Source organism: Nonomuraea sp. ATR24 (assembly GCF_041950485.1).
Lineage (GTDB): Bacteria > Actinomycetota > Actinomycetes > Streptosporangiales > Streptosporangiaceae > Nonomuraea > Nonomuraea ceibae.
The window spans coordinates 82,599-98,135 of sequence record NZ_JBGNUU010000001.1; the positions used below are offsets into that span (position 1 = coordinate 82,599).

Below are 15,537 nucleotides of genomic sequence, written 5' to 3' on the forward strand. Positions count from 1 at the left end.
ACACGGCTAGCCTAGGCACATGCGCTGGTGGAAGATACTCGGGCTGGCCGGGATGGCGGGAGTGGCCGCGACCGGGGTGGCGATCGCGCGGGCCGAGCGGCGGCGCCGCGCCTACACCCCGGAGGAGATCAGGCAGCGGCTGCGCGAGCGGGCCGGGGATCAGCCGGAGGGCCGCAGGTCGTAGACGAAGACGACGTCCGGGTAGGCCGGGTTGTCGTCGTAGCCCTGCACACCGCCCAGGTAGGCGCGGCGGTAGTTGACCACCCACGGCATCGCCGCGGCGGCCTGGTCGTCGAGGACCTGCTTGGTGGCGCGGGCGAACATCCGCTGGGCGGTCGCCCTGTCGGTCACGGTGAGCTCGGGCAGCGAGTCGAGCAGCGCGTCGGTCGCCGGGTGGTTGAGGTAGGCCAGGTTGAAGACGGGCGGGTTCGCGCTGCGGAAGACGTTGCCGAACCAGGAGTAGCCGTCGGCGTAGTCGGGCCACCAGTACATGACGAGGATGTCCTGGCCGCGTTTCTTGCCCAGCTCCCACTGCTGGGACCAGGGCAGGGCGCGCACCCGCAGCGTGATGCCGAGCCGGGCGAGCGTGGTGCGCAGGCTGCGGGCCAGCAGCCGCTGGTCGGTGTCGCCCTCGGTGTAGGTGAGCAGCAGCCGCAGCGGCCTGCCGCCGGGTCCGTAGCCGGCCTGGCGCAGCAGCCTGGTGGCGCCCGCGAGGTCCTGCCGCGGCGTCCGGCCGGGCACGTGGCCGACGAGCCCTTCGGGCACGACGCCGCTGGCGGGCGTGACCGCGCCGCGCAACGCCCTGACGACGCCCTCGTAGTCGACGGCCTTCTGGACGGCCCGCCGTACCCGCACGTCCTTCATGGGGCCGGTCGCGGTGTTGAAGAGCATCATCGCCGTCTGGAACGAGGGCCGCTCGACCGTGCGCAGGCCGGGCGTGCGCTCGGCCCGCGCGTACAGGCGCGGGGCGAGCCGGTGCACGAACGTCGCCTCGCCGCGCGTCAGCAGCTGGAAGGCCCGTTCGGGCTCGGGCACCACGCGGAACTTGACCGAGCGGTAGTGCGGCCGGTCCCAGCCTCCCCAGTAGCGGTCGTACGACCTCAGCGTGAGCTCGTCCTCCTGGCCCCGCCGCCAGGAGGCCACCGTGTACGGCCCGGTCCCGGCGTCGCGGCCGGCGCCGAACCAGGCGGTCAGGTCGCCGGCCGCCTGGGTGTCGTAGACGTAGGCCGCGTAGGCGGAGGAGGCCACGACGTCCAGCGGGACCGGGTAGCGCAGCGAGAACGTGACCGTGGCCGGGTCGTCGGCCCGGATGGAGGCGACGGAGTCCCAGATGTAGTGGGCCCCGGCCTTGAGCTGCCGGGTGCGCTCGATCGACGCCTTGACCGCGGCGGCGTCCAGCGGCCTGCCGGTGTGGAAGGTGACGCCCTGGCGCAGCGTGAACGTCCAGGTGCGGCCGTCGGCGGAGGAGCGCCACGAGGTGGCCAGGCGGGGGCCGGTCTTCTTGGTGACCGGGTTCCACAGGGTGAGGGTCTCGTAGATGTTCTGCATGGCGATGATCTCGTTGGAGTAGGACCGGGACGGGTCCCACTCCGTGATCACGCCGGTGTTCTCGACGTAGACGAACGCCGACTCCCCCGGTGACGCCTTCGGGACGGGCGCCTGAGCCGAGCAGGCCGCCAGTGTGATCACCAGCGCGGCGACCGCGGCGAGACGACGGCGCAACGCTTCTCCCTCTGTGACCGATCTACTGGCGAAACCTACTGCATGATCAACGCCAAGTGTCCAAAAGTGCCGAAAAATTGGGCATTCCGGAGATCGAATTGCTATTCTCATGGCTTGTCCCGTCCGGGGTTGCCAGCAGGGGACCGACCGGAGTGAGGTGTCATGGGTCGTAGCCGCACGATCCGCATGAAGATCATCGGCCTGCTGCTGGTTCCGCTCGCTTCGATGGTGGTGCTGTGGGGCGTCATCACCGTCGTCACCGCGGGCGAAAGCCTGGAGCTGCGCCAGTACACCACGCTCTGGACCAACCTGCGTCACCCCGCCTACAAGCTCGGCACCGAGTTGCAGCGTGAGCGCCTCGCCTCGGTGAAGCTGCTGCGCGCCGGGAGGGCGGCCGACCGTTCGGCCCTCACCCAGCAGCGCGCCCGCAGCGACAAGGCAAGGCAGCAATTCAGGATGCTCTCGGGCCGGTCCCGGGACACGTCGGAGGCGATCCGCAAGCAGGTGGACGCGGTGTACACCGAACTGGACGGGCTCGACGCCATCAGGGGCGAGATCGACACGGGCCTGGCCGACCGCCTGCGCGCAGTCGAGGCGTACAACGCGATCATGGACTCGCTCTTCGGGCTGCACCGCCGGGTGGGGTTCATCAAGGAGATCCCGATCTACGAGCAGGCGCGCGTGGTCATCGACCTCGGCTACGCCAAGGAGCTGCTCACCCGCGAGCAGGCCCTCGCCCTGGGCCCGACCACGCTCGCCGAGCGCCGGGTCTTCACCCAGATCGTCGGCAACCGGCGCTTCCTGCTCGACCACGCGCTCGGCGAGCTGGACCCCGCGCTGCGCGAGGCCCAGGTGTCCATCATCACCTCGCCCGACTACCAGCGGATGCGGCTGATGGAGGACCAGATCATCGCGGGCGGCTCGCCGCTCGGCTGGCTCGACACCACCGAAGGGCTGGCCAAGTCGTTCCAGGACGCCCAGCTCAAGGCCAGCATGGCGCTGTCGGCCCGGTCCGAGCCGGTGGCCGACTCGGTCCTCACCCGGGCGCTGCTGCTGGCCGGCACCGCGCTGCTGCTGATCGTCGTGTCGATCGCGTTCTCGCTGCGGATGGGCAACCGGCTCTCGCGCGAGCTGGGCACGCTGCGCGAGGCGGCGCTGGAGGTCGCCAGGGAGCGGCTGCCCGAGGTCGTGGCCAAACTGCGCAGGGGGGAGGCGGTGGAGGTGCCCGAGCTGTCGGTGACCAGCACCACCGTCGAGATCGACGACGTGGGCCAGGCGTTCTCCACCGTCCAGCAGACCGCCGTCGAGGCCGCCGTCGGCCAGGCGCAGCTCCGCGACGGCGTCGGCCACGTCTTCCGCAACCTGGCCAGGCGCAGCCAGGCGCTGCTGCACCGCCAGCGCATCCAGCTGGAGGGCATGCAGCACCGGGCGACCGACCCGGAGGCGCTGGACGACCTGTTCCGCCTGGACCACCTGACGACCCGCATGCGCCGCCACGCCGAGGGCCTGATCATCCTGTCGGGCGCCACCCCGGGCCGGGGCTGGAGCAAGCCCGTCCCGCTGCTCGACGTGGTCCGCGGCGCCACCGCCGAGGTGGAGGAGTACCCGAGGGTCGTCGTCGAGCCGATGCCCGCCCAGCGGCTGGCCGGGCCCGTGGTCGGCGACGTCATCCACCTGATCGCCGAGCTCATCGAGAACGCCACCGTCTACTCGCCGCCGCACACCTCGGTCGTGGTGCGCGGCGAGGTGGCCGCCCGAGGCTTCGCCGTGCACGTCGAGGACCGCGGGGTCGGCCTGACCCCCGAGGAGCTGGCCGACCTCAACGAACGGCTGGCCAGCCCGCCCGAGTTCGACCTGGCCGACAGCGAGCGGCTCGGTCTTTTCGTCGTTTCCCGCCTGGCCGCCAGGCATGACATCCGCGTGACGTTGCGCGGTTCACCATATGGAGGGACCACCGCCATCGTGCTGATCCCGGCAGAGCATGTGACAGATCCTCCCGACGAGCCGGAGGAGCCCATCCGGCAGCCGGCCCGTCCGATGCGGGTGGTGCAGGGTGACTGACGAGCGCTGGCTGGACGAGGACGCCGGTCCGATCGTCCCGGCCTACCTGCTGACCCGAGGCCGCACCGTGCCCGCGAGCGAGGCCATCGACCTCATCGCGGTCATCATCACCTCCGGCGGCCTCGCGCCGCCGTCCGGCCTTGGACCCGAGCACCTGATCATCCTGCAGAAGTGCACCCGGCCGACCCGGCTGGTGGACGTCGCGGCCGAGCTGAACCTGCCCATCGGGGTGGTCCGGGTGCTGGTCGGCGACCTGCACGAACAGCAGCTCGTCCAGGTCGAGTCGCCGCCCCCGGCGCCGGACGCCACGGTCCTCCTGGAGGTGATCACGGGCCTCAAGGCCCTGTGATCCCCTCCTCGCAGGCCCGGTGACCGGGCTCCTCAGGAGCCCGCGAGCACGTCCTCCGCGCGGTGGCAGGCGACCCTCCGGCCGGCCACCTCGCGCGGCTCAGGCGCCCGCTCGCACTGCGGCGCCGCGAGCGGGCAGCGCAGCCGGAACGGGCAGCCCGACGGCGCCGGCCTGGCCTCCGCCCGCCCCCGCGCCACCGGCGGCGGCCCGCCCAGCTTCGGCACGGCGTCGCGCAGGGCCAGCGTGTACGGGTGCGCGGGCCGGCCGAGCAGGTCGGCCGTCGGGCCCGACTCCACCACCCGGCCCGCGAACAGCACGTGCGACGTCCGGCAGAGCCGCTCCACGACGGCCAGGTTGTGCGTGATGAGCAGCCGTTCGGTGTCGAGCCCGGCGAGCAGGTCGAGAATCCTGGCCTGGACGGTCACGTCCAGCGCGCTGGTGGGCTCGTCGAGGATGAGCAGCCGGGGCCGGACGGCGAGCGCCCTGGCGATCACCACCCGCTGCCGCTGGCCGCCGGAGAGCTCGTGCGGCCTGCGCGTGGCCAGGTCCGGCGCGAGGCCGACCTGTTCCAGCAGCTCGGGGACGCGGTGGCGGCCGGACCTGGGCAGCGCCTCGGCTATCGAGCGGCCGACGCGCATCCGGGGGTCGAGCGACTCGGCCTGGAAGACGGGCTGGACGTCGGCCCGGAACGCCTTCCGGTCGGCTTTCCTGAGGTTCTGCGTGCCGTACCAGATATTTCCGGACATGGGGGTGAGGAGGCCGAGGAAGGCGCGCGCCAGCGTGGTCTTGCCGGACCCGCTCTCGCCGATCAGGCCGGTGCCGCCCTCGGCGAGGTCCAGCGTCACGCCGTGGACGACCGGGGTGCGGCCGTAGCCGAGCGTCACGTCCTCCGCCCGCAGCAGGGTCACGGCAGGGCCTCCAGCAGCTCGCGGGTGTAGGGGTGGGCCGGGCGCGACAGCACCTCGGCGGCGGGGCCGCTCTCCACGACCGTGCCGTCCCGCATCACGAGCACCCGGTCGGCGATCGTGGAGACGAGGGCCAGGTCGTGCGAGACGAGGAGCAGGGCCAGCCCGCGTTCCTCGCGCAGCCGGCACAGCACGCCGACCACCTCGGCCTGCACGGTCACGTCCAGGGCGCTGGTCGGCTCGTCGGCCAGGATCGCCTCCGCGCCGAGCGCGATGGCCAGCGCGATCGCGAACCGCTGCGCCTGGCCGCCGGAGATCTCGTGCGGATAGCGGCGCAGGATGCCGGGGTCGAGCATGACCGCCTCGGCGGCCTCGGCCAGGACGCGCTCGCCCGACGGCAGCCCGTGCAGGCGGAGCGCGCGCCGCATGAGGACGCCCAGCCGGGTGGTGGGGCTGAGCGCGGCCTGCGGCGACTGCATGACCAGGGCCACGCGGGCGCCCCTGATCGCGCGCAGCTCGCGCGGCGTGGCCGTCAGCACGTCCACGCCGCACACCCTGACGTGGCCGGAGACGTCGGCTCCCTCGGTGAGGCCGAGCAGCGACAGCAGCGTGGTCGACTTGCCCGACCCGCTCTCCCCCACGACCGCCACGCACTCGCCCGCGCGCAGGTCCAGCTCGGGCACCCGGGCGACGACCCGCCCGCCGTAGGCGACCTGAAGGTCGCGCACCTCGATCACTTCACGATCCTCCGCGGGTCGAGCGCGCCGCGCAGCCCCTCGCCCAGCACGTTGAACGCGAACGCCGTCACCAGGATCGCCAGCCCGGGGAAGGTGACGACCCACCAGTTCGTGGTGAACAGCGTCTGGCCCTGCTGCACCATCAGCCCCCACTCGGCGACCGGCTCCTGCGCGCCCAGCCCCAGGTACGACAGCGCGGCCGCGGTGAGGATCACCCCGCCCGCGTCGAGCGAGAGCTGGACCAGGACGGGCGTGAGCGAGTTGGGCAGCACGTGCCTGACGACGACCAGCGGCGCGGGGACGCCCAGGCAGCGGGCGGCGTCCACGTACGGGCGGTTGGCGATGGAGGCGGCCGTGGCGGCCGACAGCCGCGCGTACCAGGGCCACCAGGTGACGGCGATGGCCACGACGACCGTGGTCACGCTCGGCTGGAGCACCACGGCCAGGGTCAGCGACAGCAGCAGCGCCGGGAAGGCCAGGAACACGTCGGTGACCCGCATGATCACGTCGCGCACCCAGCCGCCCGCGTACCCGGCGACCACGCCCAGCGTGACGCCCACGGCCGCCGACACCGCCAGCACGGCCACGGCGATCGACAGCGACGTGCGGCCTCCGTACAGCACCCGGGTGAGCACGTCGCGGCCGACCTGGTCGGTGCCGAACCAGTGCGCGCCCGACGGCGGCAGCAGGGCGTTGACCGGATCGACCTCGTCGGCCGGGTACGGCGCGATCCACGGCGCCAGCAGGGCGGCGAGCACCACGAGCACGATGAGCGCCGCGCCCGCGAGGGCGAGCCTGTCGACGGAGCCGGGCAGGGCGCGGCGGGTCACGAGCGCGGTCACCGGGCCCTCGCCCTCGGGTCGACGACGCCCTGGAGGAGGTCGACGACCAGGTTGGCCAGCACGTAGACGAGCGCCACGAGCAGCGTGACGCCCGCGATGGCCGGCGTGTCGCCGGAGAAGATCGAGTCGACCGCGTAGCGGCCCAGGCCCGGCCAGTTGAAGACGGCCTCGACCAGGAACCCGTTCACGATCGCGTAGGCGAACACGAGCGCGATCAGCGACAGCACCGGGTTGAGCGCGGGCCGCAGCGCGAACCGGGTCAGGATGGACGTCTCGCGGAAGCCGAGCGCGCGTTCCAGCCGGGCGTGGTCCTGGCTCGCCTCCTCGATCAGCGTGGCGCGGACCATCTGGGCGATCACGCCGGCCGGATAGGCGGCCACGACGAGCGCGGGCAGCACCAGGTGGCGCAGGGTGCTGGTGAAGATCGGCCAGTTGCCGGTGATGAGCGCGTCCACGATCGTGATGTTGGTCCAGAGGGTGAGCGGGCTGGTCGTGTTGAGGCTGTCGTCGTACTCGCCGGCGACGGGGAACCAGCCGAGGTTGCTGGCGAAGACGGTCTGGAGGGCGAGGGCAAGCCAGAAGACGGGGACGGAGACGGCGAGCATGCTCGCCACCCGCACCCCCAGGTCCGGAAATCTCGTCTTGTAGCGGGCGGCGAGCACCCCGACCGGGACGCCCACCGCGATGGCCAGTAACAGCGCGGCCCCCACCAGCTCCAGGCTCGCCGGGAACGCCAGCGCCAGGTCGTCCAGCACCGGCTGCCGGGTCCGCAGGCTGGTGCCCCAGTCGCCCGTCACCAGGTCCCGGACGTAGGCCCCGAGCTGCACCCAGACCGGCTCGTCCAGCCCGAACCGCTCGCGCGCCTGCGCGAGCTGCTCCGGCGTCGCCTTCGGCCCCGCGTACGCCACCGCCGGATCGCCCGGCACCAGCCGCATGATGACGAACGTGAGCACGATCACGCCGGCCACGACCAGGAGCGCCTGGCCGAGCCGGCGGATCAGGTAGCGGGCCACGGCTCAGGCCGCGGGCTTCAGGTCGTAGAAGAAGACCACGTTCGGATAGGCCGGGTTGTCCTTGTACCCCTGCACGCCCGCCGTCAGCGCCCGCTGGTAGGTCTGCACGTACGGCACGGCCACCGCCGCCTTGTCGTTGACGATCTGCTTCTGCAGCTTGTCGTAGGCCATCTCGGCGGCGAACGGGTCGGTGGCCGTGAGCCGCGGCAGCCCGTCGATCGCCGCGTCGATCCCGGCGTCCTTCAGGTACGACAGGTTGAACTCCGGCTTGTCCGAGCTCCTGAACACGTTGAGGAACCACGAGTACGGGTCGGCGTAGTCCGGGTACCAGTACATGACGAACACGTCCTGGCCCTTCTTCTTGCCCAGGTCCCACTGCGCGTTCCAGGCCATCGGCCGCGCCTGGAGGGTCACGTTCAGCTTCTTCAGCGCCGAGCTGAGCAGCGTCACGAACAGCTTCTGGTCGTCGTCGCCCTGCGCGTAGGTCATGGTCAGCTTGAGCTCGGGGTTGTCGGGCCCGTACCCGGCGGACGTCATCAGCTCCTGCGCCATGGACAGGTCGTGCACCGGCTCCATGCCGAACACGTGGCCGAGCAGCCCCGGCGGCACCAGCCCGCTCGCCTTCTGCCCGGAGCCCTTCAGCGCCGACACCAGGCCGTCGTAGTCGATGGCGTACTGCAGCGCCTGCCGCACCCGCACGTCCTTGGTCGGCCCGCTCTCGGTGTTGAACAGCACCAGCAGGTTCTGGAACGACGGCGTCTGCGACGCCTGCACGCCCTCGGTGGACCCGGCCTGCTGGAAGAGCTGCGGGTTGAGCCGCTGGACGAAGTTCACCTCGCCCCGCTTGAGCAGCTGCCAGGCCGTGGTGATCTCCGGCGTCACCCGGAAGGCCACCTTCTTGTACTGCTCGGGCTTCCAGCCGCCCCAGTAGTCCTCGAACGCCTTCAGCGTCAGCTCGGTCTCCTGGCCCTTCCTCCAGCTGTCGATCGTGTACGGGCCGGTCCCGGCGTCGCTCTTGCCGTCGGCGACCGCGTCCACGGCCTCGGTGTCGTAGATGTAGGCCGCGTAGCCGGAGGAGGCCACCAGGTCGAGCGGCGCCGCGTACTTGAGCGAGAACTTCAGCGTCGAGGCGTCCGGCGCCTCGATCGTGTCGACGGCCCCCCAGATGTAGGCCGCGCCCGCGTTCTTCTTGATCGTGCGCTCGATGGCCTTCTTGGCCGCCTCGGCGTCCATGGGCGCGCCGGTGTGGAACTTCACGCCCTGGCGCAGCTTGAACGTCCACTGCTTGCCGTCGTCCGCCGACGACCACTCGGTGGCCAGACGCGGCTCCGGCTTCTTCGTCTCGGCGTTGTAGCGGGTCAGGCCCTCGTAGATGTTGGACATGGCGATGATCTCGTTGGAGTACGAGGACGCCGGGTCCCAGTCGGTCACCACGTCCAGGTTCGGCGCGTAGACGAACGTGGCGTCGTTCTCCTTGCCGCCCGGCTCGGCCTGGGCCGCCGTCGGGGCGCCCGTGCCGTCATCCGCCGTCGGCTGCGGGGTGCCCCCGGCGCCGCGCACCTGGCCGCCCGCGCACGCGGACGCGGCCAGGGACAGGATTCCGACGACTCCGGCGACCAGCAGGCGCTTGTGCCAGCGCATGGGGGGATCCTTTCTCTGTCACCGCGCGAGGGGTCCGGCGGCTTTGACGTGTACGCGCACGGCGGGTTCGGCGAGGTAGCTCAGCGGCACCTCCAGCAGGTCGACGATCTCGACCCCGGCCGGATCCGCGCCCGCGGCGACGGCTCGGGCAGCCGCCTCCTCTTTAACCCTTTCGATAGCCTCTGCCCGGCTTTCGTGCGCAGGCATGATCGTATCGACTCTGCCGCTCGCCAGGGCGATGGCGGCGCCGACGGCGTTGGCGACCTCGGCGTGCTCGGGCCTGATCACCCGGCTCACGCCCGGGAGGTCGGCGGGCAGCAGGAACGCGCCGCCCCCGACGACGACCAGCGGCCGGCCCGCCCGGCCGAGCGCCATCCGGTCGACCGCGTCCGCGGCCGCCGCGTCGGCGAGTGCGAGCGCGGCGCGCAGCTCCGCGAGATCGGCGCCGGACGCCGCCAGCCGGTCCGCCCAGCCCGCCGAGCCCTCGGGCAGGCGGCCCGCGGCCACGGCGGCGTCCGTGAGCGTCGGGGTCCGGCCGCCGAACACCAGCGCCTCCTCGGCGATCCGGTAGCCGACCGAGTCCGGCCCCACGGCCCGGCCGCGCACCACCGTCCCGCCGCCGAGCGCGATCGCCAGGATGTCCGGCATGCGGAAGTTGGTGAGCACGCCGCCGATCTCCACGGCCGCCGCCGACTCGCGCGGGAACCCGCCGGCCAGCACCCCGAGGTCCGTCGACGTGCCGCCCACGTCCGCCACGATCGCGTCCGGCACCCCCGACAGGAACGCGGCCCCGCGCAGCGAGTTGGCCGGCCCGGACCCGATGGTCGACACCGGCAGCCGCGCCGCCTGCTCGACCGTCATCAGCGTGCCGTCGTTCTGCGCCAGGTACGGCAGCGCGTCCAGGCCGCGCTCGGCCAGCGTCGCGGTGAGCGCCCCGGTCACCTGCGCGGCCACCCGGTACAGCGCCGCGTTCAGCACGGTCGCGTTCTCGCGCTCCAGCAGCCCCAGCGAGCCGATCTCGTGGCTCGCCGACACCGGCAGCCCGTACTCGGCCTGGACCAGCTCCCGCACGGCCAGCTCGTGCCCGGCGCTCGACGGGCTGAACACCCCGGTGACCGCCACCGCGTCGGCGTCCGTCCCGTCCAGGAACCGCCGGATCGCGTCCAGGTCCAGCCGCCCGATCTCCCGGCCGTCCACGTAGTGCCCGCCCGGCACCACCGCCTCGCCCGCCGACACGACCTCGCGCAGCTCACCCGGCCAGTCCGACAGCGGAGGCACCGACGTGGTCGCGGGCGCCCCCAGCCGCAGCACGGCCACCCGGCCCAGGTCACGACGCTCCAGGATCGCGTTCGTGGCGTGCGTGGTGCCCAGCATGACCCGGCCGATCCGCTTCCTCGCGTACGGGTCCAGCCCGGCGAGCACGGCGTCCAGGGCGGCGCGCAGGCCCTCGGTCACGTCCCGGCTCGTGGGCCGCTTGGCCTTGGCGATCACCCGGTCGGAGCCGTCCAGCACGACGGCGTCGGTGTTCGTGCCGCCGACGTCGACCCCGACACGCAAGTCAGCCATGCCGCGTCTCCAGCTCTTCGACGGGCACGTACTCCAGGTCGTGGCCGAACGCCCGGGGCCCGGCCGTCTCCAGCCCCCTGGGGGTGCGCCACAGCGGGTCGCACGGCCAGGCGAGCACCGCCACGCGCTGGCCGTAACGCAGGCCCTCGGTCTGCACGGCGGCGGCCGTCTCGGTGTCGGCCACCGTGATCAGGTCCGGCACCATGGCCCTGACCCGGCCGTCCTCGACCGCCACCAGGTTCTCGTTCTGCAGCTCCAGCGTGAGCGTGCGGCCCCGGTCGCCGCCGGTGCCCTCGATCGTGGCCGTGCCCCTGACGAACCCGCCGCTGGTGCGCCGCTCGACGTCGGTGAGCTTGCCGGTGATCAGCCGGACCGCGCCCAGCTCGCTCCGCAGCGCCTCCAGCGGGTCCGCGGCGCCCTCGGTGGCCCGGCCGATCTCCAGCGCCCGCGTCACCGTGCCCTCGATCACCGCCCCGCGCGCCCGCCCGGCGGTGATCACGTAGTCGGCCATCAGCGCGTGCGACCCGGCGGCCACGCACACCGCCCGCGCCAGCCGCTCCGACCACAATCCGTCCACCGGGCGGATCGTCACCACGTTGCCCGCGACGTCCGCCATGACCACCAGGTCGGCCGGCAGCCCCGCCACGTACATGGACACCATCTGGACCTCGGGGAACGCCCGGCCCATCCCGTCGGCGTCGAGCAGCGGCAGGCCGAGCTGCGCCGCCCACGCCACGGGGGCGACCCCGTTCGCGCCGCCGATCTCGGACGACATCACCGCCGCCGGCGGGCGGCCGAAGATCCGCTCAACCTCCTCGGCGATGCGCCTGGGCTCGTCCTCGCCGTGGATCATCTCGTGGCTGACGGTCGGCGCGCCGATGCCCGACAGCGGGACGATCAGCGCGTCCTCCGGCAGCTCGGCGAGCCGTACCAGCGGGACGGGGCCGTACGTCCTGATGGCCCGCCGCGCGGCCAGCGCCCCGGTCCGCACGTCACCGCCGCCACCGGTGCCCAGGACCGCACATCCCCGCGCAAGAGCGGAAATATCATCTTCAACGATGTCCATATGGCGACACAACCAAGCACATACGGGGTGATCGCGCCAGCCGGTTACTCCTCTCGTCGCTGATTCCGTTGTCTGATAGAGCTGAACACGTTGCCTGAAACTGGACCCCCGGAAGGAGCGCCATGCGGATCGCGGTGGCCGCCGACAGCCTCGACGGGATCGCCGAGCGAGTGGTGACGGCGCTGCGCGAGCGCGGTCACGAGGTCGTCCCGCACGGCGCGCTCAACCACGGCGAGCGCGCCGACTGGGCCTGGGCCTGCGAGGCGGCGGCCCGCGACGTCGCCGAGGGCCGCGCCGACCAGGCGGTCGTGTGCTGCTGGACCGGCACCGGCGCGTCGATCGCGGCCAACAAGGTGCCCGGCGTCCGCGCCGCCCTCTGCGCCGACGCCTACACCGCGGGCGGCGCCCGCACCTGGAACGACGCCAACGTGCTCGCCCTCAGCCTCCGCCTCACCTCCGCCGTGGTGCTCGACGAGATCCTCGACGCCTGGTTCGCGAGCAGGCCGAGCACCGATGCCGTCGATCAGGCGAACATCTCTCATCTCTCCGAGATCCCGATATCGTCGGGCAATGGCTGACTTCCGGTGCACCCACTGCGGCGCGACAGGGCTGCAGACAGGCTTCGTCATGGACAGCGGGCAGTACTCCCAGGGCTTCGCCAACTGGGTGGAAGGCGCTCTGGAGCGCGGCGTCTTCGGCGGGGCCAAGCTGTCCGGCCGCCCGAGGTGGGAGATCGACGCCTACCGTTGCCCCCGCTGCTTCCACCTCGAACTCTTCGCCGGCCGCCCCGCCTGACCGCGCCGAATCGTCGGTGCGGCGCTTTAGGGTGCAGGCATGACGGACGTCCTCCTGCGCGACGGCCGCCCGCGGGTGCTCGGCGGGCCGGCCGCCGACCCGCCCCGCGACCTGCGGCCCGGTAGGGAGGCGGCCGTTCACCCTCGGCGCACCCTGGTCATGGAAGACGGCGTCGTCCTGCACAATTGACCGGCGGGACCATCGAAAGGCAGGCAAGTGCTCTCTATTCACCAGCGGATCGCGGAAGAGCTCGGCGCGCGCGAGGGGCAGGTGCGGGCGGCGATCGAGCTGCTCGACGGCGGCGCGACCGTGCCGTTCATCGCGCGATACCGCAAGGAGGCCACGGGCGCCCTCGACGACGCCCAGCTGCGCACGCTCGAAGAGCGGCTGCGCTACCTGCGCGAGCTCGAAGAGCGCAGGACGGCGATCCTGGAGTCGATCGAGTCTCAGGGCAAGCTCGACGACGACCTGCGCGCCCAGGTCATGGCGGCCGAGACCAAGGCCCGCCTGGAGGACATCTACCTCCCCTACAAGCCCAAGCGGCGCACCAAGGCCCAGATCGCCCGCGAGCTCGGGCTGGAGCCGCTGGCCGACAAGCTGCTGGGCGACCCGGCGCTCGACCCGGCCCAGCTCGCGGAGTCGTTCGTCACCGAGGGCGTCGCCGACGCCGCGGCTGCGCTCGAAGGCGCCAGGGCGATCCTGATCGAGCGCTTCGCCGAGGACGCCGACCTCATCGGCGGCCTGCGCGAGCAGCTGTGGAGCCGCGGCCGGCTGGTCTCCAAGGTGCGCGAGGGGCAGGAGGAGGCGGGGGCCAAGTTCTCCGACTACTTCGAGTTCGGCGAGCCGTTCACCAAGCTGCCCTCGCACCGGATCCTGGCGATGTTCCGGGGCGAGAAGGAAGAAGTGCTCACGGTCACGCTGGAGCCCGAGGAGACCGCCGCCTACGAGCTGCGCATCGCCGGCCACTTCGGCATCGCCGACCGGGGCCGCCCGGCCGACAAGTGGCTGACCGAGACCGTCCGCTGGGCCTGGCGCACCCGCATCCTCGTCCACCTGGGCATCGACCTGCGCATGCGGCTCTGGCAGGCGGCCGAGGACGAGGCCGTGCGCGTGTTCGCCGCCAACCTGCGCGACCTGCTGCTGGCCGCCCCGGCCGGCACCCGCGCCACGATGGGCCTCGACCCGGGCCTGCGCACCGGCGTCAAGGTGGCCGTGGTCGACGCCACCGGCAAGGTCGTCGAGACCACCACCATCTACCCGCACGAGCCGAAGAAGCAGTGGGACCAGTCGCTGGCCGTGCTCGGCGCTCTGGTGCAGAAGCACGGCGTCGAGCTGATCGCCATCGGCAACGGCACCGCCTCCCGCGAGACCGACAAGCTGGCGGGCGAGCTGGTCAAGCTCATGCCGTCGGTCACCAAGATCGTGGTGTCGGAGGCGGGCGCGTCCGTCTACTCCGCCTCCGCCTACGCCTCGCAGGAGCTGCCCGAGCTCGACGTGTCGCTGCGCGGCGCGGTCTCCATCGCCCGCCGGCTGCAGGACCCGCTCGCCGAGCTGGTCAAGATCGACCCCAAGTCGATCGGCGTCGGCCAGTATCAGCACGACCTGGCCGAGACCAAGCTGTCCCGGTCGCTCGACGCCGTCGTCGAAGACTGTGTCAACGCGGTCGGCGTCGACGTCAACACCGCCTCGGCCCCGCTGCTCACCCGCGTGTCGGGCATCGGCGCCACGCTGGCCGAGAGCATCGTGCGCCACCGCGACGCCAACGGGCCGTTCAAGACCCGCACCGCGCTCAAGGACGTCGCCCGGCTCGGCCCCAAGGCGTTCGAGCAGTGCGCGGGCTTCCTGCGCATCCCCGACGGCGACGACCCGCTCGACGCCTCCAGCGTGCACCCCGAGGCCTACCCGGTGGTCCGGCGCATCCTCAGCTCGGCGGGCGCCGACCTCAAGTCGCTGATCGGCAACACGTCGGCGCTGCAGGCGCTGAAGCCCGAGGAGTTCACCGACGACACCTTCGGCCTCCCGACCGTCACCGACATCCTGCGCGAGCTGGAGAAGCCCGGCCGCGACCCGCGTCCGGCCTTCAAGACGGCGACGTTCAAGGAGGGCGTGGAGAAGCTGTCCGACCTGGAGCCGGGCATGATCCTGGAGGGCGTGGTCACGAACGTCGCGGCGTTCGGCGCGTTCGTGGACGTCGGCGTCCACCAGGACGGGCTGGTCCACGTCTCGGCCATGTCCCACAATTTCGTGAAGGATCCCCGCGAGGTGGCCAAGCCGGGCGACATCGTCCGCGTCAAGGTCCTCGACGTCGACATCCCGCGCAAGCGCATCAGCCTGACCCTCCGCCTCGACGACGAGCTCCCCACGGCCACCGGCGCCGACGGCCGCCGCAACGGCCGCCGCTCCGACGCCGACGCCACAGCCACCGCCTCCGGCAACGGCAACGGCGCGGCCGGTGGCGGCAACGGCACCGGCGGTCGCGGGGAAGGCCGCTCCCGCGGCCGGGGCGACGGCGCCCAGCGTGGCCGCGGCGGCGACGGCCAGCGCGGTGACGGCAACCGCGGCGGCCGAGGCAACAACGGCGGCCGGGGCGACAGTGCCCGTGGTGACGGTGCCCGTGGCGACGGCGGCCGGGGCGGCAACGGTCGCGGCGACGGTCGCGGCGACGGCGGGCAGCGCGGACGTGACGGACAGCGCGGTCGCGGCGACGGCAACCGTGGCGGCCAGCGCCGCCAGGACCGCCCGCAGCCGATGGGCGCCATGGCCGAAGCCCTCCGCAAGGCCGGCCTCGGCGGCGACACCACCCGCTGACCCCAGGGCCCGCCGTTCCTCCACCGGCTCGG

The 15,537-nt window shown here is 72.7% G+C and carries 15 protein-coding genes; 7 read left to right on the forward strand and 8 right to left on the reverse strand.

Going from position 1 to position 15,537, the window contains the following annotated elements:
- The first annotated feature begins 19 nt into the window (after nt 1-19).
- Nucleotides 20-184, forward strand: a complete 165-nt coding sequence (locus ACBI99_RS00380) for a hypothetical protein (RefSeq protein ID WP_219510205.1) — start codon at nt 20-22, stop codon at nt 182-184.
- On the opposite strand, the gene ACBI99_RS00385 is transcribed toward ACBI99_RS00380, so the two are convergent.
- Nucleotides 160-1,722, reverse strand: coding sequence for an ABC transporter substrate-binding protein (locus tag ACBI99_RS00385; protein WP_375071400.1), 1,563 nt, complete (start codon nt 1,720-1,722; stop codon nt 160-162). The genes ACBI99_RS00380 and ACBI99_RS00385 overlap by 25 nt on opposite strands.
- Before the next feature lie 162 nt (nt 1,723-1,884).
- On the opposite strand from ACBI99_RS00385, the gene ACBI99_RS00390 reads away from it, so the two are divergent.
- Together ACBI99_RS00390 and ACBI99_RS00395 are read left to right on the forward strand one after the other, a co-directional pair.
- Complete coding sequence (locus ACBI99_RS00390; RefSeq protein ID WP_357585654.1) at nt 1,885-3,783, forward strand: nitrate- and nitrite sensing domain-containing protein; 1,899 nt, start codon at nt 1,885-1,887, stop codon at nt 3,781-3,783.
- Nucleotides 3,776-4,132, forward strand: coding sequence for a DUF742 domain-containing protein (locus ACBI99_RS00395; RefSeq protein ID WP_219510209.1), 357 nt, complete (start codon nt 3,776-3,778; stop codon nt 4,130-4,132). The genes ACBI99_RS00390 and ACBI99_RS00395 overlap by 8 nt, the downstream gene beginning before the upstream one ends.
- 32 nt (nt 4,133-4,164) lie before the next feature.
- On the opposite strand, the gene ACBI99_RS00400 is transcribed toward ACBI99_RS00395, so the two are convergent.
- From ACBI99_RS00400 to ACBI99_RS00430, 7 genes are read right to left on the reverse strand one after another with little or no spacing between them, the layout of a single operon-like run.
- Complete coding sequence (locus tag ACBI99_RS00400; protein ID WP_219510210.1) at nt 4,165-5,040, reverse strand: ABC transporter ATP-binding protein; 876 nt, start codon at nt 5,038-5,040, stop codon at nt 4,165-4,167.
- Nucleotides 5,037-5,774, reverse strand: coding sequence for an ATP-binding cassette domain-containing protein (locus ACBI99_RS00405; protein ID WP_375071401.1), 738 nt, complete (start codon nt 5,772-5,774; stop codon nt 5,037-5,039). The genes ACBI99_RS00400 and ACBI99_RS00405 overlap by 4 nt, the downstream gene beginning before the upstream one ends.
- Nucleotides 5,771-6,616, reverse strand: coding sequence for an ABC transporter permease (locus tag ACBI99_RS00410; RefSeq protein WP_219510212.1), 846 nt, complete (start codon nt 6,614-6,616; stop codon nt 5,771-5,773). The genes ACBI99_RS00405 and ACBI99_RS00410 overlap by 4 nt, the downstream gene beginning before the upstream one ends.
- On the reverse strand, nt 6,613-7,629 hold the full coding sequence (locus ACBI99_RS00415) for an ABC transporter permease (RefSeq protein WP_357585648.1): 1,017 nt from the start codon (nt 7,627-7,629) through the stop codon (nt 6,613-6,615). The genes ACBI99_RS00410 and ACBI99_RS00415 overlap by 4 nt, the downstream gene beginning before the upstream one ends.
- 3 nt (nt 7,630-7,632) lie before the next feature.
- The gene (locus tag ACBI99_RS00420; protein WP_219510214.1) at nt 7,633-9,270 is read right to left on the reverse strand and encodes an ABC transporter substrate-binding protein; all 1,638 of its coding nucleotides are present in this window, start codon (nt 9,268-9,270) and stop codon (nt 7,633-7,635) included.
- A gap of 18 nt (nt 9,271-9,288) precedes the next feature.
- On the reverse strand, nt 9,289-10,836 hold the full coding sequence (locus ACBI99_RS00425; RefSeq protein WP_375071402.1) for a hydantoinase/oxoprolinase N-terminal domain-containing protein: 1,548 nt from the start codon (nt 10,834-10,836) through the stop codon (nt 9,289-9,291).
- Nucleotides 10,829-11,902 carry a DUF917 domain-containing protein gene (locus ACBI99_RS00430; protein ID WP_219510216.1) on the reverse strand — a complete coding sequence of 358 codons (1,074 nt, stop codon included), beginning with the start codon at nt 11,900-11,902 and terminating at the stop codon, nt 10,829-10,831. Before ACBI99_RS00430 ends, ACBI99_RS00425 begins: the two co-directional genes overlap by 8 nt.
- 122 nt (nt 11,903-12,024) lie before the next feature.
- Here ACBI99_RS00430 and ACBI99_RS00435 point away from each other — a divergent pair, with 122 nt between their 5' ends.
- The 4 genes from ACBI99_RS00435 to ACBI99_RS00450 are packed head-to-tail and all read left to right on the forward strand — an operon-like array spanning nt 12,025 to nt 15,505.
- On the forward strand, nt 12,025-12,480 hold the full coding sequence (locus ACBI99_RS00435; protein ID WP_357585643.1) for an RpiB/LacA/LacB family sugar-phosphate isomerase: 456 nt from the start codon (nt 12,025-12,027) through the stop codon (nt 12,478-12,480).
- Nucleotides 12,473-12,697, forward strand: coding sequence for a hypothetical protein (locus tag ACBI99_RS00440; RefSeq protein WP_219510217.1), 225 nt, complete (start codon nt 12,473-12,475; stop codon nt 12,695-12,697). The genes ACBI99_RS00435 and ACBI99_RS00440 overlap by 8 nt, the downstream gene beginning before the upstream one ends.
- Before the next feature lie 39 nt (nt 12,698-12,736).
- A complete protein-coding gene (locus ACBI99_RS00445) occupies nt 12,737-12,886 on the forward strand; it encodes a hypothetical protein (protein ID WP_219510218.1) in 150 nt (49 codons plus the stop codon).
- Nucleotides 12,887-12,913: 27 nt separating this feature from the next.
- Nucleotides 12,914-15,505 carry a Tex family protein gene (locus ACBI99_RS00450; protein WP_375071403.1) on the forward strand — a complete coding sequence of 864 codons (2,592 nt, stop codon included), beginning with the start codon at nt 12,914-12,916 and terminating at the stop codon, nt 15,503-15,505.
- The last annotated feature ends 32 nt before the right edge of the window (nt 15,506-15,537 follow it).